The sequence below is a fragment of the Candidatus Pelagibacter sp. HIMB1623 genome, from assembly GCF_052047695.1.
Lineage (GTDB): Bacteria > Pseudomonadota > Alphaproteobacteria > Pelagibacterales > Pelagibacteraceae > Pelagibacter.
Window position 1 is genome coordinate 99,290 of the sequence record NZ_JBNAJN010000001.1, and the last position, 26,341, is coordinate 125,630.

A 26,341-nucleotide genomic window follows, 5' to 3' on the forward strand; every position below is an offset into this window, starting at 1 on the left:
CTTTTGTTATTAAATTATATTGAAATTCCACCATCAACAGAAATTGTAGTTCCTGTTGTAAATGTTGCATCATCACTTGCTAGATAAACTGCAACTGCAGCAATTTCTTCTGCAGTTCCTAATCTTCCCATTGGTTGTCTTGCAATAAAATCTTTTTTTGCCTGAACTGGATCTGGACTCTGGTTTACTCTATCTTGCCATGATGGTGAATAAACTGTTCCAGGAGCAATTGAATTACATCTGATATTTTGTTTCACAAAGTCAGCTGCAATTGCTTTAGTTAAACCTATTACAGCACCTTTTGTTGTCCCATAAACAAATCTGTTTGGAAAACCTTTTAAACTTGAAGCACATGAAGACACATTAATAATACTTCCACCATTTTGTTTTACCATTAGTGGTAGTATCGCCTTACACATAAAATACATTGATTTAACATTTACATTTGATGAGAAATCCCAGTCTTTTTCATCACATTCAAGAATTGTTCCATGATGAACAAATCCAACTGCATTAAATAACACATCTACTTTATCAAGAGTTTTGGTAAATTCTAAGATAGCGTTGTTATCAGTTGAGTCTAATTTGGTAACTTTGATATCTGGATATTCTTTATTTAATTCTGCTAATGTTTTATCGTTTAAATCTGTAGCTGTTACGTGAGCTCCTTCTTTATGAAATGCAATTGCTGTTGCTTTTCCAATTCCTTGTCCTGCTGCTGTTACAACAATTTGTTTGCCATTAAGTCTTCCACTCATTTCTTATTTATCCTTTCAATCTCGTTATAAAGTGAACTGTGATCAGTGTTACCATGACCATTATCAACTAAAGTCTTATACATTTCTTTAACTAAATTTGAAATAGGTAAATGAGTATTATAAGAATTTGCACATTCTAAAATATTATTCATATCTTTCAAATGAGTATAAGTCTTACCCTTAAGGGTAAAATCTTTATCAATCATTCTTTTTCCATGTGTTTGAAGTATTTTACTATCTGCCCATCCACCTGAAAGAGCTTTGATTAATTTGTTTGGATCTGCTCCAGCTTTTTCACATAGTGTTATGGCTTCTGCAACCGCTCCTATTGTAACTCCAACAACAATTTGATTTGCTAGTTTTGATACTTGTCCACTTCCAATGGGTCCAACTAATGTTGGGTTTCCCATTGCTTTTAAAATTTTTTCAGAATTTTCAAATACATTTTGTTCACCTCCAACCATGATAGCTAGTGAAGCTTCTTCTGCTCCAATTGTTCCTCCTGAAACTGGTGCGTCTAAATAATTTACATTTTTTGATTTTAAATTAGTTCCATGTTTTGTTGCTGTCGTAGGTTTTACAGAACTCATATCTATAACTGTTGAACCTGATTTTAAGTTGTTCAAAAAATCTATACTAGAAGTTATTGCATCTACCGCACTATCGTCAGTTAACATAGTAATAATAAAATCGCTGTCTTTAACTACATCACCTATAGTTTTTGAAATTTCTGCACCAAACTCTTTTAATGGTTCTGCTTTTTCTATTGATCGATTGAACGCTTTTAATTTAAATCCAGATTTTAATATATTTTTAGCCATTGGAAGGCCCATCAAGCCTGTTCCAATAAATCCAATTGTTATCATGGTTTAGGTTTAAACTCGTGGAAATTTTGTGTCATTGCTTCAGGGAAGAACATAACACATGCTAATACAATTAGCTGAATAACTATAAATGGAGCAAAACCTCTAAAGATATCTGTTAAAGATATATGTGGAGGAGCAACCGATTTTAAATAGAAAGCGGCGGGCCCAAATGGTGGACTTAAAAATGAAACCTGCATATTTACACAAAACAATATTCCAAACCAAATCGGATCAAAACCAAGTGCTAGTACAATTGGTAAAAATACTGGCATAGCTAACAATACAATTCCAACCCAATCCATAAATGCTCCCATGATTAAAAACATAATCTGCATCATAAAAATTAAATACATTGGTTTTAAATCATACGCTAAAATTGTTTCTGCAACATATTTCGGGCCACCAGCAAGAGAATAAGCTCCTGCTAAAACTGTTGCACCAAAAGTAATTGTCAAAATTGTTCCAGATGCTTTGAAAGTTCTTGTTAATGCATCTTTAAATAAAAACCATGTCAGTTCTTTTCTTGCAAAAATAATAATTAATGTCGCAACAACCCCCATCCCCGCAGCTTCAGTAATACCAGTCATTCCAGAATAAATTGAACCTAATACAATAATTACAATTCCAATTGGCGGAAGTAGACCTGGTAGGTAAGACATTTTTTCTTTTAAAGTTAAAGCTGGCTCATCACTTATTGGAGCTAAATGAGGTTGTAATCTTGTTCTAATAAGAATGTATGTAATAATTAAACCTGAGATCATTAAACCCGGAACAATTGCTTCTTGGAATAACATCGTAATAGAAGTCTCTGTTGTTAATCCATAAATAATTAAAACAATTGATGGAGGTATCATTGTTCCTAAAGATCCAGATGCACAAATAATACCAATAGACATGTCTTGATCATATTTAAGTCTTAACATTTGAGGTAATGCAATTAATCCTAACAAAACTATTTCTCCTCCAATAATTCCACTCATTGCAGCCATAATAGTTGCCATGATTGCAGTAACTACACCTACTCCACCTCTAGTTTTTCTTAACCAAGCGTTTAAAGCATCATAAAGATCTCTTGCAATGTTCGAGCGTTCGAGCAAGGAGGCCATAAAAATAAACAAAGGTACTGATAAAAATGAATAAGTAACAACCAGTGAATAATACCTTGAAAGCAATATTCCTAATGCGTGTTCTCCTATATATAAAAATACTAGTACTGCACCCATGAAACCTGATGCAAATCCCATCGGAACACCAATAGATATTAGCGCTAATAATCCGACTATTAATATTATCGAGAGTGTTCCTATTTCAAATTCCATCTTACTTTAATTCTTTTGATGGGTCGTATTGTTTCTCTTTTGGATTTCTCCAATCAATAATTAGGTTATTTACTGATTGAAGAGCTATAAGGAATACACATAAAAGTGTAAGTGGTTTCATTGTAGCTGGAATTGGAGGATCCCAATAAGTTGCAAATCTCTCCCAAGTCGTGAAAGATCTGTGCGCATCTTCCCATCCACCATAAATTACTGCTGTAGCAAAAAGTACAATAATAATAGTACTAATTAAGTCAAAAATTCTTTGTGTAGGTCTTCCCACCCAATCGTAAAGTAAAACTATTCTAATATGGCTTCTTAATCTTGTTGCGTAAATTCCACCAACCAAATAACAAACACCAGCAAGCCACAAACATAATTCATTTGCCCACAAAGTAGGCTTAAATAAAACGTACCTCATAAATATCTCGTACATCATTACAATTACGATAACTGGAATTAGATATTTTATTGTGTGGCTTAAAAATAAGGAAATTCTATCAATCCAATTTATTGGAAAATCATCTTTACTCGCTACTTTTTCGTTTTGTTCTTGTAACTCTTTATCTATCATTGAGTAAAAATTTTAGATTTTATTCGAAGGGCCTTTTTCAGGCCCTTCAAAATTTATTTATTACATAATACCATTAGCTTTCATGTAAGCTTTATGTATTTCGATTAAAGCCTCAGCTTCTGGAGATTTAGTCTTCCATTCTTCCCAAGCAGCAAGTGCAGCTGTTCTGAATTTAAGTCTATCTTCTCTAGACCAGTCATGAAGAGTAACGCCCATTTCATTTAAAGCTTTAACAGCTTCAGCGTTTTTTCTCTCAACTAAGCTAGTAATAGTTCTTCCAGCGATTTCTATTGCAGCTTTCATAGCACCTTGCTCATGTGGCTTTAACTTGTTCCATACTTTTGTGTTACAAGCTAAATGGTCAGCCGGCATAGAGTGGAAACCTGGGTATGTAGCATATTTGTTTTGCTCATAGTGTCCACCAGCATAGTTAGTTGCTAAAGATGAATAGTCAGCACCATCGATTAGACCAGTTTGTAAAGCTGTAGGAACTTCACCAAAGTCCATAACGATTGGCTTCGCACCTAAAGTTGTAAAGATCATACTTTCCATTCCTGGAGGTGATCTAAATTTAAAGTCTTTCAATGAAGCAACATCTGGAATTGGTCTGCTAGATATTAAAGACTCATGTCCTGGTATCCACCAACCAATTAAAGTCATTCCATATTTGTTGTATAATGCATCAACAGCTTCTTGAGCTCCTGGAAAATTCAAGAATTCATATTGTTGGTATGGGTTATCATATCCACCCATTACATCACCTGCAAATTGGAACGCTGCATTTTTACCAGTTTGGTAACCAGCACCAGTCATATCACAATCGATAATTCCAGTTTGTGCAGAGTTAAACACCTCAGCAGATTTACCTGTTACTGAAGATGAGTAGAACATTTCAACTTTCAAGCTTCCACCAGAAAACTTTTCTACATTTTTTGCGAACTGAGCCGCAACTTCACCATTTGGCGAGCTAGCAGTAAAGTGAGTTTCAATCTTTAAAGTCTTTGCATTTGCAGAGCCAAATAAAGCAACTGAAACCATAGCCACCGCTGCTAAAGTTTTAGATATTAATTTAAACATTATCTTCCTCTCGTTTATGTTTTTTCGAAAGTTAATCATAAATGATTTTCTATTTCAATTAAATCGGTTTAATTATTATATATAGAAATTATATATATTTTATAAACACAGAGACTAGAATTGTTCTAAACTACTTCTGAAATCAAAGGTTTTTCATTAAAAAAACAATAGATATTGTCTACCGCCATCATGCTCATTGCAAGACGTGTTTCATGTGTCGCACTACCTACATGAGGAAGAACAAAACAGTTATCTAATTTTAAATATCTATTATCTAAATTTGGTTCATTGTTAAAAACATCTAAACCAGCTGCATAAATTTTTTTATTTTCTAGTGCATCAATCAATGCATCATCATCAATTGTTGATCCTCTTGATGTGTTTATAACAACCGCATGCTTTGGTAACAAACCAATTGTATCTTTATTAAGAATGTATTTTGTTTCTGCGGTAGCTGGTGTGTGTATGCTTACAAAATCACAATTTGGTAACATTGAATTTAAATCTGAATAATATTTTGCACCATCCTCTAAATCTTCAGACAACTTATTTCTATTATAATAAATTATTTTCATTCCAAATGCTTTTGCGCTTTTAGCAGCCATTCTTCCTATTCGTCCCATACCAATAATACCTAAAGTTTTGCCAGTAACTGAATTACCAATCATAAATTTAGTTAAGTCAGGTTTTTGATTTTTCCAATTATCAGTTCTAACTAAATTATAAGCTTCACCAATTCTTCTTGAGGTAGCTAAAATTAAAAGAATAGTAAGCTCTGCAACAGCTTCATTTAACACGTTAGGTGTATTGGTAACTTTTATTTTTTTTTCTAAAGCAGATTTAACAGAGATATTATCATACCCCACTCCCACCTGAGCAATGATTTTTAATTTACCATTTAGATTATTGAAAAAATTTTCTCCAATTTTATCAAACCCTGTAGAAATCATCCCATCATAGTCGTTGATAATTTTAATTAACTCACTTTCTGGGATTGGTTCATCTTTTGGATTTAATGTTGCATCAAATTCTTTACTAAGTTTTTCCTCTGCTAAATCTGAAATTTTTCTAGAAACTAATATCTTAGGTTTCATTAATGTGAGTCTCTAGGTAAACCTTTTGTATGAGATACGTCCAAGTATTTTCCTCTAGAATTTATACATGCACCATCGTCTAATTGACCCACTGTATTTCTAAAAATTTCTTGCCATGGAGTTTGATTATTTGGTTTAAATACTTTTTTGTTTTTTCTTCGTTTTTTAAATTCAGCTTGAGAAATTAACAAATCAACTCTTCTTTTATTTAAGTCTATTTTTATTTTATCGTATGTTTTAACAATACCTAGATCTCCACCTACTGCAGACTCAGGTGATACATGAAGTATTGATGGGCTTTCTGATGTTCCGCTCTGTCTTCCATCTCCAAGAGTTGGTAAATGTCTTATTCCTTTTTTTAACAATCTGTCTGGTGGTTGCATATTAACTACTTCTGCAGAACCTGGGTAGCCTACTGGACCACAACCTCTTATAATTAATAGAGAGTTTTCATCTATTTTTAACTTCTTATCATTAAGTCTTTTATGATAATCCTCAGGACCTTCAAAAACTATTGCTTTACATTCAAAAACATTTGGGTGCTTAGGATTTGACAAATATTGATCTCTAAATTCTTTACTGATTACAGATGTTTTCATAATAGCAGATGAGAAAAAGTTGCTTTTCATAACTAAAAATCCAGCTTTTTCGGTTAACGCATTCTTAAATGTTTTGATTACTTCATTATCTACATCAACTTTCTTTCTTAAGTTTTCTCCTACAGTTTTTCCTGTTACTGTCTTTATTTTTGTATGAATTTTTTTGTTTTTAATTAATTCTTTCATTACCGCAGGTATTGCTCCAGCTCTGTGAAAACTCTCCATTAAGTATTCTCCTGCAGGTTGGCAATTCACTAATAACGGAATGTTGTGCCCAAGTTTTTGCCAATCAGAAAGATCAAATTTAATTCCCATATGCTTCGCAATAGCACTTAGATGAGCTGTACAGTTGCTTGAGCCACCAATAGCACTTGCAACCACTACTGCGTTTTCAAAAGCTTTACGTGTCATAATTTTTGATGGAGTTAAATCTTCATGAACCATTCCAACAATTCTTTTTCCTGTTTCATAAGAGATTTGCTCTCTTTCTCTATACGGAGCTGGAATAACTGCACCCCCTGGTAAAGACATACCCAATGCTTCAGCAACAGAGTTCATTGAGGATGCTGTTCCCATGGTATTACAATGTCCAGCACTTGGAGCGGAAGATGCAACCATATCCATAAATTCTTCGTATTTTATTTCTCCTTTAGCTAACATTTTTCTTGCTTCCCAAACTACCATTCCTGAACCAGCTAATTTTCCTTTGTAAACTCCATCTAACATTGGGCCACCTGAAAGTACTATTGCAGGAATATTAACTGTGGCTGCTGCCATTAAGGCTGCAGGAGTAGTTTTATCACATCCTGTTGTTAAGATAACTCCATCAATTGGGTATCCATATAAAACTTCTACCAAAGATAAATAAGATAAATTTCTATCCAACATTGCTGTTGGTCTTTTTCCAGTTTCTTGAATAGGATGAGTAGGAAATTCCATTGGTATACCACCTGCTCTTCTAATTCCATCTTTTATTCTTTTACTCAAAGACATGAAATGCCTGTTACATGGAGAAAGATCGCTGCCAGATTGTGCTATTCCTATAATTGGATTTCCAGATTGTAATTCTTTTCTTGTAAGACCATAATTTAAATACCTTTCTAAATATAAAGCCGTCATGTCAGGGTTTTTTGGATTATTGAACCACTGTTGACTTCTAAAGGTTTTTTTTCTTTTTTTAGGCATAATTAATATAATGGTTTGTTTAAGTTATTGGTTATATAATAAATTTATGAATAATCTAATAGTTTTAAATGGCAATGACAATGTTGGCGTAAGTCAATTTATCATACCAGAAAAAACTAAAATTGAAGGACATGACATAAGTACGTTAGATCCAATCCCTTTTGGTCACAAAGTATGTTTAAAAGAGATTAAAAAAGGTGATCCTATTATCAAATATGATCAAATTATTGGATTTGCTTTAAATGATATTAAACCAGGAGAGCATGTTCACTCTCATAATTTAGAATTTAGAGAATTTAAAAGAGATTTCAAAGTAACAAATAAATCACACAATGTTGACGAAAAAGCAGATACTTTTTTCAATGGAATTTTAAGAGATAACGGCCAAGTAGCTACAAGAAATTATATTGGAATAGTTAGTACCGTTAATTGCTCTGCAACAGTTACTAAAATGATTGTTGAAAAAATAAAATATTCTGAAATTTTAAAAGATTATCCAAATATAGATGGGATTGTGCCCATTACTCACTCAACAGGATGTGGAATGAATACTGAAAGTGAAGGAATGCAAATTTTTCAAAGAACTATAGATGGATTTAAAAATCACCCTAATTTTTCTCATGTTTTTGTTATAGGTTTAGGATGTGAATGTGCGCAAGTCAGTTTGTTTGATGGATCGTTAAAGAAACATAACCGAATTCATTTTCTAACTATCCAAGATGAAGGTGGAACTAAAAAAATTGTTGATAAAGTATTATCTCAAATAAAAAACCTTTTATCTGAAGCAAATAATGTTCAAAGAACATCGCAACCTGTTAGTCATTTAACTTTAGCCTTACAATGTGGGGGATCAGATGGCTATTCTGGAATTACAGCTAATCCTGCATTGGGAGTTGCTGCAGATCTTTTAGTTAAAAAAGGTGGAAGCTCAATATTATCTGAAACACCAGAAATTTATGGTGCAGAACATTTATTAATTAATAGAGCTAATTCACAACAAACTGCAGATAAATTAATTAAAAGAATTGAATGGTGGAGACATTATACATCGATAAATAATAGTTCTATGGATAATAACCCTGCACCAGGAAATAAAAAAGGTGGACTTACAACTATTTTAGAAAAATCTTTAGGAGCAGTTGCTAAAGGTGGAAACTCAATTTTACAAGATGTATTGAATTATGCTGAACCTTTAAAAAATAAAGGTTTCAATTTTATGGATTCACCTGGATATGATCCAGTATCTGTTACAGGGCAAGTTGCATCAGGAGCAAATGTAATTTGTTTTACAACTGGAAGAGGATCTTGTTTTGGATGTAAACCAGTTCCAAGTTTAAAACTCTCAACTAATTCAGCAATGTTTGAAAGAATGTCAGAAGATATGGATATTAATTGTGGAACAATAGCTGAAGGAAAAGAAAAAGTTGAAGAAGTTGGTCAAAAAATATTTGAATTAGTAGTAAATACTGCATCAGGAAATAAATCTAAGAGTGAAATCAATGGCTACGGTGACGAGGAGTTTAATCCTTGGCAAGTAGGCGTTGTAATGTAAAAATTTTCCTAAAGTGCAAAATCAAACATCTTTATTAAATGTAATTTTATTAGCTGCAGGTGGTTTCTTTATGTTTGTTTGTATGGACTCTACAGCAAAATACCTGGGAACAGTAATGCCTGTTACACAAGCAATTTGGGGAAGATTTTTTTTTCATTTAGTATCTTTAATTGTATTTTTTTTAATATTTAAGCCAAAAGTAAACTTAAAAAAAAATTTTAAAGTTCAAATAATTAGATCAACATTAATGGTGACAGCTACATCGTTTATGTTTTTTTCTCTTCAAAAGTTTGACTTAGTAGATATTTATGTAGTTTTCTTTACAGCCCCATTAATTGTTGCTTTGCTTTCTGCGTATTTTTTAAAGGATATTTTGACTTTTAAAGGAATTCTTTTGATGCTCCTTAGCTTCAGTTCAATTGTTTATTCATTAAGTCCTAGCATGAAAATATTTAGTGTAGATTTAATTTTTCCAATCGTTCCACCTATATGTTGGGCACTTTACCAATTTTTTACAAAAGTTGTATCTAGTGATAACGATCCATTTGCAGCAATATTTTATACTTCTATTTTGGGAGCAATAATATTTAGTGTTTATATTTTTTTTAACTGGGAACCATTAAGTAATAATATTTTTTGGTTATACTTAGCGCTGCTTGGTATCGCAGGCTTTGTGAGTCACTCTTTAATTATATATGCAATTCAATTATCAAATTTATCTTTTGTAACAAATTTTCAATATTCTCAATTAGTTTGGTCTACAGTATTTAATTTTTTCATTTTTGGTGTACCTTTTGATGTAAATAAGATTGTAGGTGTTGTGGGGGTAATAATTTTTGGTTTATTATTTATAAGAACTGAAGGTAAAAAAAGTTAAATTAGGAGGTTAGATGAAAAATATTGGTTTTATTGGTGTTGGTTATATGGGTTATGGAATTGCTAAAAACATCATTAAGCACAAAAATAATCTTTTTGTAATTGCTAACAAAAATCGCAAACCTATTGAAAGGATAGTAAGTGAGGGAGCTGAAGAAGTTAAGTCATTCGAAGATTTTGCGTCTAAAAATTTAGATGCTTTATTTATGTGTGTTACCAACACACCTATTGCAAAATCTATTTCAGAAAAATTATCAAATATCTTAAGTGATAAAACAATTGTAATTGATATTACCACTCACAATAAAACTGGCTCTATTGAAACTGAGGAAATTTTTAAATCAAATAATATTAACTACGTTGAATGCCCAGTAATGGGGGGACCTGTTCAAGCAGAACAAGGTGTTTTAGGCGGTATTGTCGGAGCATCAGATGAGAATTTTAAAATAGCAGAGCCTTATTTTAATATATTTTGTAAAGATTATTTTCATTTTGGTCCAGTAGGTATGGGTGCAAAATCAAAACTTTTAAATAACTTTTTATCTTTAGGAAATGGAGCATTAGTAAATCATTTAGCAAAATGTGCTACTGGATTAGGATTAGATCTAAAAAAAGTATTTGATGTTGCAAAGCTGGGATCTGGAAACTCTGCAGCTCTGAACAGAGTTTTTGATAATTTGCTTAAAGGTGATTACACAGGATTTAAATTTACTGCAAGTAACTCTGTCAAAGATTTAACTTACATTCAGGATCTTTTAAAAGATTTTCCTGAAGCTGAAAAAGTTGCTGAACTAAATAAAAATTATTTTCAAAAAGCTGTTGATGATGGTTATGGAGAAAATTTTATTAGTGAATTAATAAATAAAAAGTAATTGAAGTAAACTAAATAAGATATCGGGAATCTACTAAAGCAGTAGGTTGTATTCAACATATTTATTTGCATAAAATGTAAATAAATTTATTGAAAATAGTTTTAATATAATTAACTTTTTAGATGAAGGAGGTTTATGTTAAAATTACTACCACCTGATACTTAGCTGAAGATCTTTAGATATCAAAAAACTTAAAAGTAATAAAATCCGTTTGGATTTAATGCCAAAGAGGCTATAAAAAGGGAGCTCTTTAGGTATCAACTAAAGAGCGAACCCTTAAAAAAAATCAATTTTTAGACTTCAATATTTCAAGCGGAAGTGGTGCTTCTGGATATTTTTTATCACACAACTTCTCATAAATTTCACAAAAGTTAAAAATTGTTTTTACAACTTCATTTTCGTCTCTTGAGTTCAATTTTGTAATTAGTTTATCTCGATCTTTTTCTAACTCTTTAATTTGTTCGCCTGAAAAAAATTCTCCAGTTTCTATTTCCCAGTAAGTATCCTCTAATTCTACTTCACTTAATTCATTTAATTTTTTTTGTAACATTATAATTGTTTCATCATCTGTTTCTGTGTTTCTCATAGGTGAATTTTTTAATTTACCTAAACATTTGTCTTTCAAACCATCGATAAAATGGTCGTAAGGTTTTCCTAAACTTAAATCTTTAAAATGATTGCTAACAAAATATTTTTTTATTGCCAATTCTGTGGAAATTTTTTCTTTACCTTTAATTATTGCAACTTGAACATATATTTCTTGAGAAACGTATTCCTCTATATGATCTGTTACAGTTACTGGAATCATTGTCTATTTTTAAGACTAAAGTCTATTGTGGTGCTCTATATTTTGAGTGACATGCCTTACAGTTTGCCCACATCAATTTTCCTAGAGTTCCTCTAATGTCATCTGCATCTTCTATAATAGAAGTAAGTTTAATCATATCATCAGCAGATTTTTGCATTAATGCGTTAAAAGCATCTTTTTCTTCCCAAATTATAGGTAGTGCTTCTGTTTTAAATCCTTCTTTAGAATTTTCTGGAAATAGATCTAATAAAGTAATGTAATTTTCATTCATTTCTTTCATTAGTTCTATCGCTTCGTCAAAATCTCCATTTGAGGAAAAAGACTGAACCCTCTTAGCGGTGCTATAATTCTTACTAAATAGTGCTTTTCTACCTTTTATAATATCTTCTACTGACAACTCTGCATTAGCTAAAGAGCCAGAAAACATCATTATAAAAAACAATATTGTTGTACCAAAGATCTTCTTTGTATGTTTTAATATGATATGCATGTTAAGAACACCTTAACAGAATATGGAATAATATCAAAGTTATTGCACTGGCTGAGCGCAATTTTAATTTTAATTCAAATTCCTCTTGGATTTTATTTAGTTGATTTAGATTTTGGAGAAGAAAGAATAACTATTGAATATATTCATGTGTTGGTTGGGCTTGGAATATTTTATGTTGTAATTTTTAGATTACTAAATAATTTAATTAATCCTGTACCAAAATTAGGTCCTGCCACTTTTTTAGGACAGAGGTTTATTGCTAAACTAAATCATTTGTTTTTATACATAGCTATCTTATCAATAAGTATATCTGGAATATTAAAAAAACTATTTAATGGTGAGTCCTTAGTGATTTTTTTTAAAAAAATTAAAATAGAAGATAATTTTGAACTTGCTGATCAATTTTACAATATTCATATCTTATCAAACTATGCTATGATAGGTCTAGTTGCTCTACATATAAGTGCAGTTATAATTCACAAATTATTCTTTAAAGAAAATTTATTAAAGAAAATATTGTAAATAATTCCTGATACATATGGAAAAATCTTCTATTGGATATATTTTAAAATTATCTATTCCAATTTTTTTTGCTAATTTAGCTATTCCACTAGTAGCTATAATTGATACTTCTTTAATGGGGAACTTGGGTAATGTTTCTTATTTATCTGCAACTTCTGTTGCTGCAAATTTATTTTCAATGATTTTTTGGAGTTTTGGGTTTTTAAGAATGGGAACTGTTGGTATGGTCTCACAAGCAAATGGAGCTAAAAATTATAAGGAAATTTTAAATATTATATTAAGAAATTTGTTATTTGTAATTATACTTTCTATTGTCTTATTTTTTGCTCAAAATTTAATTCTTAAGATAAGTCTACAAATATTTGATCTAAATTCACAAACTACTACTTTTTATAAGGAATATTTTAAAATTAGAATTTATTCAGCTCCAGGTGAACTTACTCTTTATATTATAACGGGTCTCTTTGTTGGATTACAAAAAACAAAAATTTCAAGTTTTGCAGTAGGATTTTTCTCAATATTAAATATTATACTGAGTATAATTCTCGTAACTCAATACAATTTAAATATTAAAGGTGTTGCATATGGAACTCTTTTTTCTGGGATAATTACGTCTACTGTATTTTTAATTTATACTTTTTTTTATTTAAATAAGCTTACTAAGATTAATTTTCAAATAAGAGAGATAGTCGATTTAAATAAATTAAAAAATATTTTTAATATAAATTTTAATATTTTTATTCGAACTATTTTGCTAACTTTTTCCTTTTTATGGTTTACGTACCTTGGATCAAAAATTGGAGAAGAGTATATCGCTGCAAACGCAATATTAATTAATCTTGTTTTTCTATCTGCATTTATTTTAGATGCTTATGCATTTTCAACTGAGGGAATTATTGGTTATTCTTTGGGAAAGAAAGATAAAAATTTATTCAGTACTATTGTTAAAAATTCTTTTATTTTAAGTTCAGTTACAGGATTAGGTATTTCTATTGTGTATTATTTTGTTCACAAGAATGTGATTTATATGATGTCTGATATTGATCAAATAAGATCTTTAAGTTTAGATTATTCAATTTGGATGATTATCTTGCCTTTTTTTGCATCTTTTTGTTATCAATTTGACGGTATTTTCATTGGAGCCTCTCAAACAAAAGAAATTAGAAATGCTATGTTTTTCTCTGTTTCTTTATATTTATTAATTTCATTAGTTCTCACAAATTACATTTCAAATGATGGGGTTTGGATATCGCTAACTATATTTATGATCTTGAGAGCGTTGTCTTTATATTATTATTTAAACAAGATTTATTTAAGGTTTAATGGCAACTAATACCAAATTTCTTTAATCTCCAATAATTATAAGGCCATGGAGTTAAAAAACCCACTGTTAGCATTATTGGTACCACCCACCATGTTAACATAGCGCCACCAGTTAAAAGATAATCTGTCAAATTCATTGCAATTTCCATGCTAACCATTGAGATAAAACTCATTCCTAAGGCAGTTTTTAAAGCATCTTTAAATTTAAAATTTTGTTTGATTAAAATTATAGTTTCTAAAATAATACTTGTAATTAAACCATTAATAATTGCTAAAGTCATAATAGCTAAAACTGGCCATGGAATACCTGTTATTTGAAAATATAAAATAGTTCCAAAGTCTCCAATTGCACAACCTAACAAGCACCATGCGGTGTTCTTAGCACTTCTTTTCCAAGTGTGATTACAAGACCAATTAAATGATATAGTTTTTTCCAACTTTAAATTTTAATTTATAGCTACCTTAGCTATCATACCGACATCATAATGACCCGGTACATTGCAGGCAATTTCTATATTGGAAGCATTTTCAAATTTCCATATCAAATCTTTACTACCTTTAGGTTCCAATAAAACACTATTGGCATGACTATGTGCCATTGATTTGTCCATCTTTGACATTTTTTTCATTTTATTTTTATCAATGCTGTCAGCTAATAAAATTTCCATTTCAACCATTTTTTGCATTTCAGATTGATGTTGAATATGCATCTTCGGGTTTGCAATATTAAATTCATGAACTAGTTCACCAACATTTTCTACTTCGAACTTTATAGTTTCACCTGACTGAACTTGAAAGGAACTTGGTTCAAAATAATTATCATACATCAATACTTTGATAACTCTTGTAACATCCTCTTGTTTACCTTTTTTACCTATCATCATACTCTTATCAGCAAAAGCAGTTGAGATTAATAGAATTGTAGAAATTGTAGTAATAAATAAGTTTTTAATCATGTATTAAATTTAGGTAATTTATATAAAAATTCAATATGTTAATTCAGTTTTAATTGGTATTCGTAATTTTCTTTTGACCAAAAAGATTTGATATAAGCCAAAACACTATCAATTTCTTTATCAGACAATTTGTCGCCAAAGCCCATCATTTTTCCTTCATAATTTTTTACTAATTTAGCAAATCCATACTTAATTATTGCATGTAGTGTCTTATCGTCATGATGCCATGTGTGTCCAGTTCCATTTAAAGGAGGTGCTTTTCTGTGACCATCCTCATCTACACCTTTCCAATTCTTTGCTCCAGATAAGTTAATCATATGACATGAAGCACAATTCTGTTCATATAAAATTTTACCTCTTTTAATCATCATTTTAGAATCTGTAGTAATCGGAAAATGATTATGTGCTAAAGTAGTATTTGATAAAAATAATAGAACTATAAAAATTTTAAAAATATTTATAAATTTTATCATTCTGATTAAATTAATTAATATTAAGTCCATGTTTTTTCCATTTTTCTAAACCACCAATTAAGTGAAAACAGTTACCAAAATTATATGATTTAGAAATCTGAACTGCTAATGTAGATCTGTGTCCGTGAGCACAGTAAAAAAGAATTTTTTTATCTTTTAAACTATTTTTATTTTTTTTTATATAATCATGCATGGAAGGAAAGGGAACTATAGTGCTTCTATCTATTTTGCCTTCTTTATCTATTTCGTTTTGCTCTCTTAAATCTATTAAAACTGTGTTTTCTTCTTTTTTAATCTTGTTAAACTCCTCTGGCTCAATTCCATTATTAACTTTTTGACGATTTAAATCAATGCCCAATTTAAGATTACTAGGAACAGCAACATCCATCATTTTAGGATCTGGTAAATTTAAATTATTCATAATATCCACGTACTCTTCAACTGATTTTACCTGTAATCTTGGATTAAATTGTCTTTCTTCTATGATGGTACTTACCATTTCTCCTTTATAATCATGTGCAGGATAAACTAGAGTTTGATCAGGTAGTTTTAATAGTTTGTTAAATATTGAATTATATGAGTCTTTAGGATCACCGTTTTGAAAATCTGTTCTACCAGTACCTCTTATTAATAATGTATCTCCAGTAAAAACTCTATCACCCATCAAAAAACTAAAGCTCTCAGAAGTATGACCAGGAGTATATAAAGCTTGTAAATCAATTCCATCTATTTTGATTATCTCTTCATCTGATACTCTCATTGCAACTACATCGGCAGGAGTTTTATTACCCATAACAGTTACACAATTAGTTTTATCTCTTAGTTCAGCAATTCCAGAAATATGATCTGCGTGAATATGGGTATCTATCACCTTTACTAATTTTAAATCTAATTGATTTAATAAGTTAATATACTGATCAACTTTTTCTAACACTGGGTCAATTATTAAAGCTTCGCGTCCCCTTCCAGATGCAATTAAATAAGTATAAGTGCTAGAAACACTGTCGAATATTTGTCTAAATATCATTTTAGATAAATATCAAAAACCAATAAGAAATTAAACCAGACAAAATAGTTGCGATTATATTTCTTGAAAAATAACCAACAATTACAGCAACAATTGCTGCAAATATTTTAGGATCATCCATTTCAATGAACTGACCGTAGTCATTTATAAAAATTCCAGGGAATATTATTGCAGGAAACACTGCAGATGGAACATATGCTAATACAGCTTTTATTTTATCTCCCAACATGTCTCTACTCACTAAAGCCACCATCGTCATTCTAGTCAAGTAAGTTAATATTCCTGCAACAATAATTGATAACCAGGTCATTTTATTTTTTTAACCTCAATATTAAAGCGGCAACAAACAAAGCAAGTATAGGTGAAATAATTATATAGGATCTAAATGGAGCATCATAAAACAATAATGAACTCAATCCACATACAATCATTACAATTAAGTGATCAATTTTTTTTAAATCTTGTATTACGATAGCTATAAACGTAAGTGGTATTGCAAATTTTAATCCAAGTTCCTCTGGAACAAATGAACCTAAAATGATTCCTGACAATGTAGCAATTTGCCAACAAACCCACATCGTGCAACCTGTACCAATCAAATGATAATGTAAGTATTGCTCCGATTTATTTTTTTTAAAAAATTTATTAGATTCTGCAAAACCTTGATCAACAATGATATAAGAGATTAATAATTTTTTTATTAGTGATAATTTTTCTAAGTACTCTGATAAAACTGCTCCATACAAAAGATGTCTTGAATTAATAACACCAACAGATGTCGCTGCCACTAATCCAGATGCACCGCCTGATAATAATTGTAAAAAAACAATTTGTGACGCACCGCCAAAAATTATTATAGACATCGCATAAACTAATAATGGGTCAAATCCCAATTCAACACCGATAGCTCCACAAATTATTCCAAATGGAATCACAGACAACATGTGTGGGGAAATATCCAACATACCCCTAGTAAATAATTGTTTTTTTGTAAGCATTTATTTGGGTTCTATTAAAAACAAACTATGTGATCAATATTTATTGGTCGTTTAATCCCAAATTTTTCATCAATTTCATGTTGATGGACGTGATGCGAATGAACAAAAACAGGTATTAATAAATCACTGCTAGTTTTTAGAGTATATATAAAATTTGTTCCCCTAAACTTTCTATCAACCACTTCTAATTTTAAATTACTTTTATCGTCATGTTCTAAATCCTCTGGTTGCAACAATAGCTGTACTTTAGATCCTTTTGGATAATGTTTTGTAAAATTACCTTTAATTGTACCTAAATCATCATTTTCTAAAGTATTTTCATCTGTAACTTTTGCTGGAATTAATATTCCTCTGTTTAAAAAATTAACTACATCAACAGAATTTGGGAAGTGATAAACATTATAAGGGTCATCAAATTGTTTGAGTTCTCCGTCTAAAATAATTCCACATTTGTTACCTAAATAAAATGCTTCGTAAGAATCATGAGTAACAATTATTGTTGTAATTTTTAAATCTTTTAAAATTTGCTTTAACTTTACTTGTATTTCCTCTTTAAAACTTTGATCTATATTCGACAGCGGTTCATCTAACAGTAACAAATCAGGATTTGATAACAAAGATCTAGCTAAAGAGGCTCTTTGAGCTTCTCCTGAGCTAATTTCATGAGGATATTTTTCTAAGATTTTTTCTAAATGAAGAAATTTCACTATTTCTTTAAAATTTAGACCTTTCTTCTTTTTTTTATTTCTCTCAGCTCCAAAATTAATATTTTCCAAAACATTGTAATGAGGAAATAGAGAGTTGTCTTGAAAAGCTAAAGATATATTTCTATCTTCGGGCTCAACATGGTTTTGTTTAGATGAAATAATTTTATTTTTTAAAATAATTTTACCAGACTGAATTTTTTCAAGGCCAGCTATTGTTCTTAAAATTGTAGTTTTTCCAATTCCTGAAGGTCCTAGCAAACAAACTATATCTCCTTCATTTTCAATATTAAATGAAACATTAGTTACTTTATTTTTAGAGCTTGCAGCAAAAGTAACATTTTCAATTTCTAAAAAATTATTTCTCATTTTATTTATCTTTAAACATATACTTAGATGTAGTTAAAATAAAAATACTTGCAATCATAATAAGTATTAATGAAGGTGCGGCAGCAGCTTCTAGTAAATCCTGTGAAGCAAATATATAGGCCTGGGTGGCAAATGTTTCAAAATTAAAAGGACGCATAATTAATGTAATTGGTAATTCTTTGATTATTTCGATTGATAATAATATAGCAATTAATAGGACTGAGTTTTTAAGATAAGGGATATGAATATTTAAAAAAGTTTTTAATTTTGAATAACCTAGTAGATATGCGCTTTCATCAATTGAGTAATTAATTTTTAAATATCCAGATTTAATACCATTGTTAGCTAAAGAATAAAATCTTACAAAATAAACAATTACTAAACCAAGTATAGATCCAATAAAAAGTTGTTTTATATCAAAAAAATAAAAAACATTTTCATCAAACCAAGAAATAAAAGTTATGAAGGCCACAGCTAATATTATTCCTGGTATCGCGTAACCAGTAATTGAAAAAGTTGTTAATATGTTTAGTAACTTATTTTTGCTAATTCTATTTCCATAATTTGATACGAAAGATAAAAATATTAAAAGAAAGCCTGATAAAAAGACTAATATCAATGTGTTTGATAATAATTCTATAATATTTAAATCCATAAAATGTTTTGGAAATTTAATTGTCCAATACAGCATTTGCAAAACTGGAAATATAAAGCTTGCGACAAATACAAATGAACAAAACATTATTGCCATTAAAGATTTATAACCAGTTAATTTTTTGGGAGTTTTTGTTTTAAAATTTCCTTTAGCAGGCGAATGATACTGTGCTTTTTTTCTAGATATGTTCTCTAAAAAAAATAATCCAAATATGAAAATTAAAAGAAAAAAAGATATTCTGTTTGCTAAAGCCAAATCATCAAAAGATATCCACGCATCATAAATTCCAGTGGTTAAAGTCGATATTCCAAAAAAAGATACTGCACCAAAATCTGATAAAGTCTCCATAGCAACTAAAGATAATCCAGCAATAATTGCTGGTCTTGCTGATGGTAAAATAATATTAAAAAAAGTTTTTTTTGTAGAAAAACCAAGGTTTTTACCAAGTTCTAGCAAATTTTGTGATTGATAATGAAAGGAGGTTCTTGTTAACACATAAACATAACCAAATAGTGAAAATGAAATTGAAATTATAGCTCCTAGCATTCCATCAAATTTAGGTAAAATATTGTTATAATTCCCATCACCAAATAAGTTTTTCATGATTGAAAAAGCTGTTCCATAATTTTCAAAAAAAGCAGTTAATGAATATGCATAGATATAGGCTGGAACTGCAAAAGATAAAATTAAAACCCATTTAAAAAAATTAACTCCAGGAAATTTATAAAATGAAACTAAATAAGCAGATCCAACACCAATTATAAAAGTTGTAATTAAAACTCCAATTACAAGAATTATTGAATTGAAGATATATTCAAACAAAAATGTATTTTTAACTATTGATAAATACTCACCAGTTGGTTCAAAAAAACTACTAAATACAGTTACAATTGGTATTGCAACTATAATAGAAATGAGCAAAGAGCTCAAAAACCAAATATTAATTTTATTACCCATTTTAACGAAGTACTAATGGTATTAAGTAGGGTAATAAACTTTATACCAAAAGTACTTAGTGTTAACCTCTTTTATTTCCAACCAGACATCAACATTACCTCTAACGCATCAGCCTGATTTTTTTTATAGTCTCCAACTTTTGTTTTCAAATCTTGTTTAAAATTTTCACCCATTGTTTTTATAAGAGGGTGTGGTTCAACACCTTCTATCATTGGATATTCAAATGTATTGTTTACTATATGTTGTTGCGCTTCCTTTGTTAAAAGAAATTCTAGTAATTTTTTTGCATTTTCAGGATTAGGAGAATTTTTTAAAATACCTCCACCACTTATATTCATATGTGTCCCTCTATCATTTTGATTTGGGAAATAAGGTAAGACTTTCTGAGCAGCTTCTTTTTGATCTTCTCCTTTTTGACCAGATAACATCAAAGCATAGTAGTAAGTGTTGGCTATAGCTAAATCAGCTTCACCTGCGGCAACTGCTAAAATTTGAGCTCTATCATTTCCTTTAGGATTTCTTGCAAAATTTGAAACTAGTTTTTTTGCCCATTCTAAAGTTTGTTCTTTACCATTATTTTTAATTAATGATGCAACAAGAGATTGATTGTAAATATTATTAGATTTTCTAATTACAATTTTCCCTTTCCATTTTGAATCTGACAAACTTTCATAAGTTATCCCTTTTAAATCTTCTGAACTTACTCTTTCTGGTGAATAATAAATAATTCTTGCTCTTTTAGCGATACCTGTCCAATTATCAGATCTAAAGTTTGATGGTACAGAAGCTTCTATAAGTGTCGTCATAGAGTTCTGAAACATACCTTTTGCATCAAATGAACCTAATCTTCCAGCATCTGCTGTTATATATAAATCAGCTTTGGAGTCTTTTCCTTCTTCAGTAATTCTTTTTTGCAAAGCTTTGTCTTTACCAGAAACTACGTTAACTTTTATACCTGTTTTGTTAGTAAACTTTTCATACAGCTGAATGTCAGAGTCGTAATGTCTTGCACTAAAAACATTTACTTCACCTGCCATACTCATTTTGGTAAAGAAAAATAAAATTAATGCTAATAATGTTATATTTTTCATTCGTATCCTTTTCTTTACCCTAGTTTATTTGCGAATGAGAATTATTCTCAATGCGAATGATTATCAATCGCATATATTGACGCATATATCAATACTTTATTTAAAATTGCTAAATATAGAGAATTTTTATTCCCAGTCGCCGATTTTGCTAAATAAGAAATTTCTAAACGCTTGAACTCTAGCTGTATTCTTTAAAGATTGGGGATAAACAAAATGTGCCTCAGTTATTGGACCTTCGACTTTTGGAAGTACTTTAATTACATTGTTTGAATTTGTAACTAAATATTCAGGAAGTGCTGCTAATCCTACCCCTGACTCTACTGCTAACAATAATCCCATTACACTATTTACCTTCATAATCGATTTTCTTTTTTTACCATCATGCATTCCAATTTTTAGTGCCCAATCTGGATTATAAACTGGAGAAGGTGCTCCTTTTCCAAATGAAATAAATTTATGTTTATTTAAATCATTTATTGTCTTCGGCATTCCATTTTTTTCTAAGTACTTATTTGATCCATAAATATAATATTTAATATCAACTAGCTTTTTTTGAATATAATTAAGCTGTTTTGGCCTTCTCATGAAAATTCCAATATCAGCCTGTCTTGTACTTAAATCTAATTCTTTATCATCAAAGACTAATTCAATCTCAATCTCTGGATTAAGTCTCATAAATTCTTGAATTCTAGGCGTTAACCAGTGAGTACCAAAACTTCTTACTGTTGTTATAGTTAATTTTCCTGTTGGTTTATTCTTCTGATCACCTAGAGATGTTTCGACTTCTTTTAACTTGCTTATCACTTCGTGTGCAGTTTTAAAAACATACTCACCGTTTTCTGTAAGAGTTAATCCTCTTGCATGTCTTTCAAATAATTGTACTTTCAAATCTTGTTCTAGGGACTGTATCTGTCTACTGATTGCAGATTGGCTAAGATTTAAATTTACAGTAGCATTAGTAAAACTTCCTGCTTCCGCAACTGCATGAAAAATTTTTAATTTATCCCAATCCATTATTTGTTTACATCTACCAATACTCTACCTGAAATTTCACCTTTTAAAATTTTAGGATAAGTTTCAATTAGCTCCTCTAAACTTACTGTTAAAACTGATTTTTCAAGTAATTCAAAATCAATTAATTTTGATGCTTCACCCCACATAAATTCTCTTCTTTTTATACTGCAATTTGCAGAGTCCATTCCCCAAACTTTAATACCTCGTAACATAAAAGGAAGTAAATTGGTGTTAAGTTCATTACTATTTGCATTTCCACATACAGCTATAATTCCATTGGGCTTTGTTTGTGCAATTGCGTTTGCTAAAATTTTTCCTCCAACGGTATCTACTACTCCATCCCATAAACCTTTATCTATTGGTCTTGGATCTTTATCGAATTCAGCTCTATTTATAATGTTTTTTGCACCTAAAGATTTTAAATAATCTGACTTACTATCTTTTCCAGATACTGCAGTTACATTGTATCCTAATTTTGTTAAAACCATTATTGCAACACTGCCAACGCCTCCAGTTGCCCCTGTTACTAAAACATCGTTAACTTTTTCGCCAAGCAAAATACTTTCTCTTGCTTGAATTGCAAAAGCACTCATTAAAGAAGTTAAACCTGCTGTTCCTAAAATCATTGCTTGTTTACTAGTTAAACTATCTGGTTTTTTTACTAAAAAATCTCCACTAACTTTTGCTATTTGTGAATAGCCTCCAAAAAACACTTCTCCAACTCTAAAACCAGTTAATATTACTTCATCACCTGATGTAAAATTTGAGTTTTCACTTTCAATTACTTTTCCTGAAAAATCTATTCCTGGTATGTGCGGATACTCTTTTACTAGTCTTCCACCATTCTTTAGAATCATTCCATCTTTAAAATTTAAATCAGAATATTCTACTTGAACAGTTACATCTCCATGTTTTAAAAAACTTCTATCTAAAGATTTTACTTCTCTAGAAAAATTTTCACCTTCTTGATTAAGAACTATTGCTTTGAATTGGTCAGACACTTTAATCTTTTAGCGTAGTGCTAATAAATCGTAAATATCTATTTTGAAAACTTAAATCTTCTTTAAATTGACCTAAATAATAATTTGTTACTGTAGTTGCTTGTTCTTTTTTAATACCTCGCATAGTCATACACTGATGGGTTGAATCTATTGTTACGGCAACTCCTTTGGCATCTAATGATTCCATTAATGTGTTAGCAATTTGCATTGTAAGTCGTTCTTGAGTTTGAAGTCTTTTAGAAAATACTTCAACTACTCTTGCAAGTTTACTTAAACCTACAACTCTTTCTTTAGGAATATATGCAACATGAGCTTTTCCAATAATTGGAGCCATGTGGTGTTCGCAGTGACTTTGAACAGAAATATTTTTCTGCACAACCATATCATCGTATCCTTCCACATCGCCAAAAGTTTTATCCAAAATTTTATTTGGATCCTCTTTGTATCCTTTAAAATATTCTTTGAATGCTTTAACTACTCTTTTCGGAGTTTCTAAAAGACCTTCTCTATTTGGGTCTTCTCCCATCCATGTTAAAATTGTCTTAAAAGCTTCTTCTGCATCTTTGTCAGAAACTTGTTTATTTTCAATTGGTTTATCGTCGGTGTCTTTTACTAATTTCATAGGGCCTTTTTATACAGTAAATGCTTTATTTTAAAAATATTTATTATATCTATATATGTGCTACATAATCACCCTTTATGTTCAAAAAAAGAGAAAATATCTACGATATTGAAGAAGGAAATCTTCTTTCACCAAAATTTGATAATGATGGTTTAATTCCTGTCATTACAATGTGTTCTAAAACCAAAGATATTTTAATGCATGGGTATATGAATGTTGAAGCATTAAAAAAAACAATTGAAACTAAAGAAGCTCACTACTTTAGTAGATCTAGAAAAGCAATCTGGCACAAAGGTAAAACAAGTGGCTTTACTCAAAAAGTAACTGAGATCAGAATTGATGATGATCAAGACTCTATTTGGTTAACAGTTGATATAGGAGATGGTGCTAGTTGTCATGTTGGATACAGATCTTGCTTTTACAGATCTATTCCTATGGGACCAATTGATAATGGACGTAAAGTAGAAATGGAATTTCTTGAAAAAGAAAAAAAATTTGACCCTGAAGAAGTTTATAAAGGACAACCAAATCCTACAAAAATCTAAATGAATGAAAAACAGAAAAATGTTCTAGGTGAGGATCTAGAAGAATGTTCTAATGATCCATTAACAGGTTGGTTTAGAGACGGGTGCTGTAATACAGATGAAAATGACCACGGTGTACATACTGTGTGTGCAAAAGTTACTACTGAATTTTTAGAATGGTTAAAGGAAGCGGGAAATGATTTAATTACTCCTCATCCTGAATTTGGATTTCCTGGATTAAAAGATGGAGACGGATGGTGTGTATGTGCAAGTTGGTATGCAAGAGCAGTTGAGGCTGGAAAAGGATGTCCTGTATTTTTAAAAAGAACTCATAAAAATACTTTAAAACATTTACCTATTGAAACTCTAAAAAAATTTGCGATAGATTTATCTTAATCTACATATTTCCATATCTTGGTCCACCACCGCCTTCAGGAGTTACCCAAGTTATGTTTTGAGAAGGTTCTTTAATATCACAAGTTTTACAGTGAATGCAATTTTGTGAATTAATTACAAATTTGTTAATATCATTTTCTTTTTGAACTTCATAAACTCCAGCAGGACAATATCTTTGTGCAGGTTCATCAAATTTTTCCAGAGTATAATTAATTGGTAAAGCAGGATCTTTAAGTTGCAAATGCACTGGCTGATTATCAGCATGATTAGTTCCTGTAAGATATACTGAGCTAGTTTTATCGAAAGTTATAACATTATCATATTTTGGATAATCTATTTTAGGCATTTGATTTGCAGGTTTTAATGTTTCATGATCAGCATGTTTATGTTTAAGAGTAAAAGGAAGTTTTCCTCTAAATAAAATTTGATCAATACCTGTAAAGATTATCCCTAAAATTAGCCCCCAACTAAAGCTAGGTTTTACATTTCGGGCTTCATATAATTCTTTAAATAACCAGCTATTTTTAAATTTATTTTCATAAATAGATAATTCTTTATTTTCTTTTAAGTGTTCATGAATAGTTTCAGCTGCAATCATTCCACTTTTCATTGCAGTATGAGAGCCTTTAATTTTAGGCATATTTAATGTACCAGCATCACAACCTACTAATAATGCGCCAGGCATAAACATTCTAGGTAAACTTTGAAATCCTCCTTCAATCAATGCTCTTGCACCATAAGAAATTCTTTTTCCTCCCTCTATTATTTTTTTTATTGCTGGATGAGTTTTAAATCTTTGAAATTCATCATAAGGAGATAAATGTGGATTTTTATAATCCAAACCAATTACATAGCCTAAAAATACTTGTTTATTTTCAGCGTGATACATAAAGCTTCCACCATAAGTATTGTTATCAAGTGGCCACCCAGCTGTATGCATAACTAGTCCTTCTTCATGATTTTTTTCTTCTATTTCCCAAATTTCTTTAAAACCAATTCCATATTGTTGAGGATCTTTTCCTTTACTCAGTTCAAATTTTTGAATTAATTGTTTTCCTAAATGACCTCTGCAACCTTCAGCAAAAACTGTAACTTTTCCTAAAAGCTCAATACCTGGTTCAAAACTATCTTTTTTGTTACCCTCTTTGTCTATACCCATATCTTGAGTAGCTACTCCCTTAACAGAACCATCATCATTATATAAAATTTCACTTGCTGGAAAACCTGGAAAAATTTCTACACCCAAAGCTTCTGCTTGCTCAGCTAACCATCTGCATAAATTAGCTAAACTAATAATATAATTTTTATGATTTTGCTGAACTGCTGGTAGCAGCCAAGTTGGCCAACTTAAAGATTTAGTTTTTCCTAAAAATAAAAATTTTTCTTTAGTAACTTTTGTTTTTATGGGTGAATTTAATTCTCTCCAATTAGGTAACAGTTCATCTAGCGCTCTTGTTTCAAAAACATTTCCACTTAAAATGTGAGCTCCAATTTCTGAAGCTTTTTCTAACAAACAAACATTTAAGTTTGGATCTAATTGTTTTAATTTAATAGCAGTTGATAATCCCGATGGCCCTCCACCTATGATTACAACATCATATTCCATCGATTCTCTAGACATACTCTAATTTTTAACTGTAAG

At 30.3% G+C, this 26,341-nt stretch carries 29 protein-coding genes; 7 read left to right on the forward strand and 22 right to left on the reverse strand.

Annotation, left to right across the window (positions count from 1 at the left end; translation table 11 throughout):
- Positions 1-14 precede the first annotated feature (14 nt).
- The 7 genes from ACTTBN_RS00545 to ACTTBN_RS00575 all read right to left on the reverse strand — a co-directional run bounded on the left by ACTTBN_RS00545 (position 15) and on the right by ACTTBN_RS00575 (position 7,469).
- A complete protein-coding gene (locus ACTTBN_RS00545; RefSeq protein WP_428079832.1) occupies positions 15-758 on the reverse strand; it encodes an SDR family oxidoreductase in 744 nt (247 codons plus the stop codon).
- A complete protein-coding gene (locus ACTTBN_RS00550; protein ID WP_440680501.1) occupies positions 755-1,624 on the reverse strand; it encodes an NAD(P)-dependent oxidoreductase in 870 nt (289 codons plus the stop codon). Before ACTTBN_RS00550 ends, ACTTBN_RS00545 begins: the two co-directional genes overlap by 4 nt.
- A complete protein-coding gene (locus ACTTBN_RS00555; RefSeq protein ID WP_428079830.1) occupies positions 1,621-2,943 on the reverse strand; it encodes a TRAP transporter large permease in 1,323 nt (440 codons plus the stop codon). The genes ACTTBN_RS00550 and ACTTBN_RS00555 overlap by 4 nt, the downstream gene beginning before the upstream one ends.
- A gap of 1 nt (position 2,944) precedes the next feature.
- On the reverse strand, positions 2,945-3,514 hold the full coding sequence (locus ACTTBN_RS00560) for a TRAP transporter small permease subunit (RefSeq protein ID WP_428079829.1): 570 nt from the start codon (positions 3,512-3,514) through the stop codon (positions 2,945-2,947).
- A gap of 60 nt (positions 3,515-3,574) precedes the next feature.
- A complete protein-coding gene (gene dctP / locus ACTTBN_RS00565; RefSeq protein ID WP_440680502.1) occupies positions 3,575-4,591 on the reverse strand; it encodes a TRAP transporter substrate-binding protein DctP in 1,017 nt (338 codons plus the stop codon).
- A gap of 125 nt (positions 4,592-4,716) precedes the next feature.
- Positions 4,717-5,685 carry a 2-hydroxyacid dehydrogenase gene (locus ACTTBN_RS00570; protein ID WP_440680503.1) on the reverse strand — a complete coding sequence of 323 codons (969 nt, stop codon included), beginning with the start codon at positions 5,683-5,685 and terminating at the stop codon, positions 4,717-4,719.
- Positions 5,685-7,469, reverse strand: coding sequence for an IlvD/Edd family dehydratase (locus ACTTBN_RS00575; RefSeq protein ID WP_440680504.1), 1,785 nt, complete (start codon positions 7,467-7,469; stop codon positions 5,685-5,687). Before ACTTBN_RS00575 ends, ACTTBN_RS00570 begins: the two co-directional genes overlap by 1 nt.
- Positions 7,470-7,515: 46 nt before the next feature.
- Between ACTTBN_RS00575 and ACTTBN_RS00580 the strand changes: the two genes are divergently transcribed.
- Genes ACTTBN_RS00580 through ACTTBN_RS00590 form a run of 3 tightly spaced genes read left to right on the forward strand, consistent with a single transcriptional unit; the run spans position 7,516 to position 10,769 of the window.
- Entirely contained in the window at positions 7,516-9,021 is a 1,506-nt protein-coding gene (locus tag ACTTBN_RS00580) for a UxaA family hydrolase (RefSeq protein ID WP_440680505.1), read from the forward strand.
- 13 nt (positions 9,022-9,034) lie between these two features.
- On the forward strand, positions 9,035-9,898 hold the full coding sequence (locus tag ACTTBN_RS00585) for a DMT family transporter (protein WP_440680506.1): 864 nt from the start codon (positions 9,035-9,037) through the stop codon (positions 9,896-9,898).
- Positions 9,899-9,911: 13 nt separating this feature from the next.
- Positions 9,912-10,769: an NAD(P)-dependent oxidoreductase gene (locus ACTTBN_RS00590; RefSeq protein WP_440680507.1), complete on the forward strand. Its 858-nt coding sequence runs from the start codon at positions 9,912-9,914 to the stop codon at positions 10,767-10,769.
- A gap of 286 nt (positions 10,770-11,055) precedes the next feature.
- On the opposite strand, the gene ACTTBN_RS00595 is transcribed toward ACTTBN_RS00590, so the two are convergent.
- Both ACTTBN_RS00595 and ACTTBN_RS00600 read right to left on the reverse strand, forming a co-directional pair.
- Positions 11,056-11,577, reverse strand: coding sequence for a hypothetical protein (locus ACTTBN_RS00595; RefSeq protein ID WP_440680508.1), 522 nt, complete (start codon positions 11,575-11,577; stop codon positions 11,056-11,058).
- Between the two features lie 22 nt (positions 11,578-11,599).
- On the reverse strand, positions 11,600-12,067 hold the full coding sequence (locus ACTTBN_RS00600; protein WP_440680509.1) for a cytochrome c: 468 nt from the start codon (positions 12,065-12,067) through the stop codon (positions 11,600-11,602).
- Here ACTTBN_RS00600 and ACTTBN_RS00605 point away from each other — a divergent pair.
- Together ACTTBN_RS00605 and ACTTBN_RS00610 are read left to right on the forward strand one after the other, a co-directional pair.
- The gene (locus tag ACTTBN_RS00605) at positions 12,062-12,589 is read left to right on the forward strand and encodes a cytochrome b (protein ID WP_440680510.1); all 528 of its coding nucleotides are present in this window, start codon (positions 12,062-12,064) and stop codon (positions 12,587-12,589) included. The genes ACTTBN_RS00600 and ACTTBN_RS00605 overlap by 6 nt on opposite strands.
- A 16-nt stretch (positions 12,590-12,605) precedes the next feature.
- The gene (locus tag ACTTBN_RS00610) at positions 12,606-13,922 is read left to right on the forward strand and encodes an MATE family efflux transporter (RefSeq protein WP_440680511.1); all 1,317 of its coding nucleotides are present in this window, start codon (positions 12,606-12,608) and stop codon (positions 13,920-13,922) included.
- Here ACTTBN_RS00610 and ACTTBN_RS00615 read toward each other — a convergent pair.
- From ACTTBN_RS00615 to folE, 12 genes are all read right to left on the reverse strand, one after another.
- Positions 13,909-14,337: a DUF4396 domain-containing protein gene (locus ACTTBN_RS00615; RefSeq protein WP_440680623.1), complete on the reverse strand. Its 429-nt coding sequence runs from the start codon at positions 14,335-14,337 to the stop codon at positions 13,909-13,911. The two genes, ACTTBN_RS00610 and ACTTBN_RS00615, sit on opposite strands and share 14 nt — an antisense overlap.
- A 21-nt stretch (positions 14,338-14,358) precedes the next feature.
- On the reverse strand, positions 14,359-14,868 hold the full coding sequence (locus ACTTBN_RS00620) for a cupredoxin domain-containing protein (RefSeq protein WP_440680512.1): 510 nt from the start codon (positions 14,866-14,868) through the stop codon (positions 14,359-14,361).
- A 38-nt stretch (positions 14,869-14,906) separates the two neighbouring features.
- Positions 14,907-15,341: a c-type cytochrome gene (locus ACTTBN_RS00625; protein ID WP_440680513.1), complete on the reverse strand. Its 435-nt coding sequence runs from the start codon at positions 15,339-15,341 to the stop codon at positions 14,907-14,909.
- Positions 15,342-15,351: 10 nt separating this feature from the next.
- On the reverse strand, positions 15,352-16,368 hold the full coding sequence (locus ACTTBN_RS00630) for an MBL fold metallo-hydrolase (RefSeq protein ID WP_440680514.1): 1,017 nt from the start codon (positions 16,366-16,368) through the stop codon (positions 15,352-15,354).
- A 1-nt stretch (position 16,369) separates the two neighbouring features.
- Positions 16,370-16,678, reverse strand: a complete 309-nt coding sequence (locus ACTTBN_RS00635; RefSeq protein ID WP_440680515.1) for an AzlD domain-containing protein — start codon at positions 16,676-16,678, stop codon at positions 16,370-16,372.
- 1 nt (position 16,679) lies between these two features.
- The gene (locus tag ACTTBN_RS00640) at positions 16,680-17,366 is read right to left on the reverse strand and encodes an AzlC family ABC transporter permease (RefSeq protein WP_440647618.1); all 687 of its coding nucleotides are present in this window, start codon (positions 17,364-17,366) and stop codon (positions 16,680-16,682) included.
- Positions 17,367-17,380: 14 nt separating this feature from the next.
- Entirely contained in the window at positions 17,381-18,439 is a 1,059-nt protein-coding gene (locus tag ACTTBN_RS00645) for an ABC transporter ATP-binding protein (protein ID WP_440680516.1), read from the reverse strand.
- A 1-nt stretch (position 18,440) separates the two neighbouring features.
- A complete protein-coding gene (locus ACTTBN_RS00650) occupies positions 18,441-20,051 on the reverse strand; it encodes an ABC transporter permease (RefSeq protein WP_440680517.1) in 1,611 nt (536 codons plus the stop codon).
- 71 nt (positions 20,052-20,122) lie between these two features.
- The gene (locus ACTTBN_RS00655) at positions 20,123-21,142 is read right to left on the reverse strand and encodes an extracellular solute-binding protein (protein WP_440680518.1); all 1,020 of its coding nucleotides are present in this window, start codon (positions 21,140-21,142) and stop codon (positions 20,123-20,125) included.
- A 126-nt stretch (positions 21,143-21,268) separates the two neighbouring features.
- The gene (locus ACTTBN_RS00660; RefSeq protein WP_440680519.1) at positions 21,269-22,156 is read right to left on the reverse strand and encodes a LysR family transcriptional regulator; all 888 of its coding nucleotides are present in this window, start codon (positions 22,154-22,156) and stop codon (positions 21,269-21,271) included.
- Complete coding sequence (locus tag ACTTBN_RS00665; RefSeq protein WP_440680520.1) at positions 22,156-23,157, reverse strand: MDR family oxidoreductase; 1,002 nt, start codon at positions 23,155-23,157, stop codon at positions 22,156-22,158. Before ACTTBN_RS00665 ends, ACTTBN_RS00660 begins: the two co-directional genes overlap by 1 nt.
- A 1-nt stretch (position 23,158) precedes the next feature.
- Complete coding sequence (folE, locus tag ACTTBN_RS00670) at positions 23,159-23,779, reverse strand: GTP cyclohydrolase I FolE (RefSeq protein WP_440680521.1); 621 nt, start codon at positions 23,777-23,779, stop codon at positions 23,159-23,161.
- A gap of 77 nt (positions 23,780-23,856) precedes the next feature.
- Between folE and hisI the strand changes: the two genes are divergently transcribed.
- A complete protein-coding gene (gene hisI / locus ACTTBN_RS00675; protein ID WP_075506137.1) occupies positions 23,857-24,324 on the forward strand; it encodes a phosphoribosyl-AMP cyclohydrolase in 468 nt (155 codons plus the stop codon).
- Positions 24,325-24,699, forward strand: a complete 375-nt coding sequence (locus ACTTBN_RS00680) for a DUF2237 family protein (protein WP_440680522.1) — start codon at positions 24,325-24,327, stop codon at positions 24,697-24,699. It abuts the gene before it with no gap.
- Position 24,700: 1 nt separating this feature from the next.
- On the opposite strand, the gene ACTTBN_RS00685 is transcribed toward ACTTBN_RS00680, so the two are convergent.
- Entirely contained in the window at positions 24,701-26,320 is a 1,620-nt protein-coding gene (locus ACTTBN_RS00685) for an electron transfer flavoprotein-ubiquinone oxidoreductase (RefSeq protein ID WP_440680523.1), read from the reverse strand.
- Between the last annotated feature and the right edge of the window lie 21 nt (positions 26,321-26,341).

Bases quoted from the DNA above. Each gene is read 5' to 3' on its own strand.
- ACTTBN_RS00545 (WP_428079832.1), bottom strand. From the start codon at position 758: ATGAGTGGAAGACTTAATGGCAAACAAATTGTTGTAACAGCAGCAGGA.
- ACTTBN_RS00550 (WP_440680501.1), bottom strand. From the start codon at position 1,624: ATGATAACAATTGGATTTATTGGAACAGGCTTGATGGGCCTTCCAATG.
- ACTTBN_RS00555 (WP_428079830.1), bottom strand. From the start codon at position 2,943: ATGGAATTTGAAATAGGAACACTCTCGATAATATTAATAGTCGGATTA.
- ACTTBN_RS00560 (WP_428079829.1), bottom strand. From the start codon at position 3,514: ATGATAGATAAAGAGTTACAAGAACAAAACGAAAAAGTAGCGAGTAAA.
- dctP (WP_440680502.1), bottom strand. From the start codon at position 4,591: ATGTTTAAATTAATATCTAAAACTTTAGCAGCGGTGGCTATGGTTTCA.
- ACTTBN_RS00570 (WP_440680503.1), bottom strand. From the start codon at position 5,685: ATGAAACCTAAGATATTAGTTTCTAGAAAAATTTCAGATTTAGCAGAG.
- ACTTBN_RS00575 (WP_440680504.1), bottom strand. From the start codon at position 7,469: ATGCCTAAAAAAAGAAAAAAAACCTTTAGAAGTCAACAGTGGTTCAAT.
- ACTTBN_RS00580 (WP_440680505.1), top strand. From the start codon at position 7,516: ATGAATAATCTAATAGTTTTAAATGGCAATGACAATGTTGGCGTAAGT.
- ACTTBN_RS00590 (WP_440680507.1), top strand. From the start codon at position 9,912: ATGAAAAATATTGGTTTTATTGGTGTTGGTTATATGGGTTATGGAATT.
- ACTTBN_RS00595 (WP_440680508.1), bottom strand. From the start codon at position 11,577: ATGATTCCAGTAACTGTAACAGATCATATAGAGGAATACGTTTCTCAA.
- ACTTBN_RS00605 (WP_440680510.1), top strand. From the start codon at position 12,062: ATGCATGTTAAGAACACCTTAACAGAATATGGAATAATATCAAAGTTA.
- ACTTBN_RS00600 (WP_440680509.1), bottom strand. From the start codon at position 12,067: ATGCATATCATATTAAAACATACAAAGAAGATCTTTGGTACAACAATA.
- ACTTBN_RS00610 (WP_440680511.1), top strand. From the start codon at position 12,606: ATGGAAAAATCTTCTATTGGATATATTTTAAAATTATCTATTCCAATT.
- ACTTBN_RS00620 (WP_440680512.1), bottom strand. From the start codon at position 14,868: ATGATTAAAAACTTATTTATTACTACAATTTCTACAATTCTATTAATC.
- ACTTBN_RS00625 (WP_440680513.1), bottom strand. From the start codon at position 15,341: ATGATAAAATTTATAAATATTTTTAAAATTTTTATAGTTCTATTATTT.
- ACTTBN_RS00630 (WP_440680514.1), bottom strand. From the start codon at position 16,368: ATGATATTTAGACAAATATTCGACAGTGTTTCTAGCACTTATACTTAT.
- ACTTBN_RS00635 (WP_440680515.1), bottom strand. From the start codon at position 16,678: ATGACCTGGTTATCAATTATTGTTGCAGGAATATTAACTTACTTGACT.
- ACTTBN_RS00640 (WP_440647618.1), bottom strand. From the start codon at position 17,366: ATGCTTACAAAAAAACAATTATTTACTAGGGGTATGTTGGATATTTCC.
- ACTTBN_RS00645 (WP_440680516.1), bottom strand. From the start codon at position 18,439: ATGAGAAATAATTTTTTAGAAATTGAAAATGTTACTTTTGCTGCAAGC.
- ACTTBN_RS00650 (WP_440680517.1), bottom strand. From the start codon at position 20,051: ATGGGTAATAAAATTAATATTTGGTTTTTGAGCTCTTTGCTCATTTCT.
- ACTTBN_RS00655 (WP_440680518.1), bottom strand. From the start codon at position 21,142: ATGAAAAATATAACATTATTAGCATTAATTTTATTTTTCTTTACCAAA.
- ACTTBN_RS00660 (WP_440680519.1), bottom strand. From the start codon at position 22,156: ATGGATTGGGATAAATTAAAAATTTTTCATGCAGTTGCGGAAGCAGGA.
- folE (WP_440680521.1), bottom strand. From the start codon at position 23,779: ATGAAATTAGTAAAAGACACCGACGATAAACCAATTGAAAATAAACAA.
- hisI (WP_075506137.1), top strand. From the start codon at position 23,857: ATGTTCAAAAAAAGAGAAAATATCTACGATATTGAAGAAGGAAATCTT.
- ACTTBN_RS00680 (WP_440680522.1), top strand. From the start codon at position 24,325: ATGAATGAAAAACAGAAAAATGTTCTAGGTGAGGATCTAGAAGAATGT.
- ACTTBN_RS00685 (WP_440680523.1), bottom strand. From the start codon at position 26,320: ATGTCTAGAGAATCGATGGAATATGATGTTGTAATCATAGGTGGAGGG.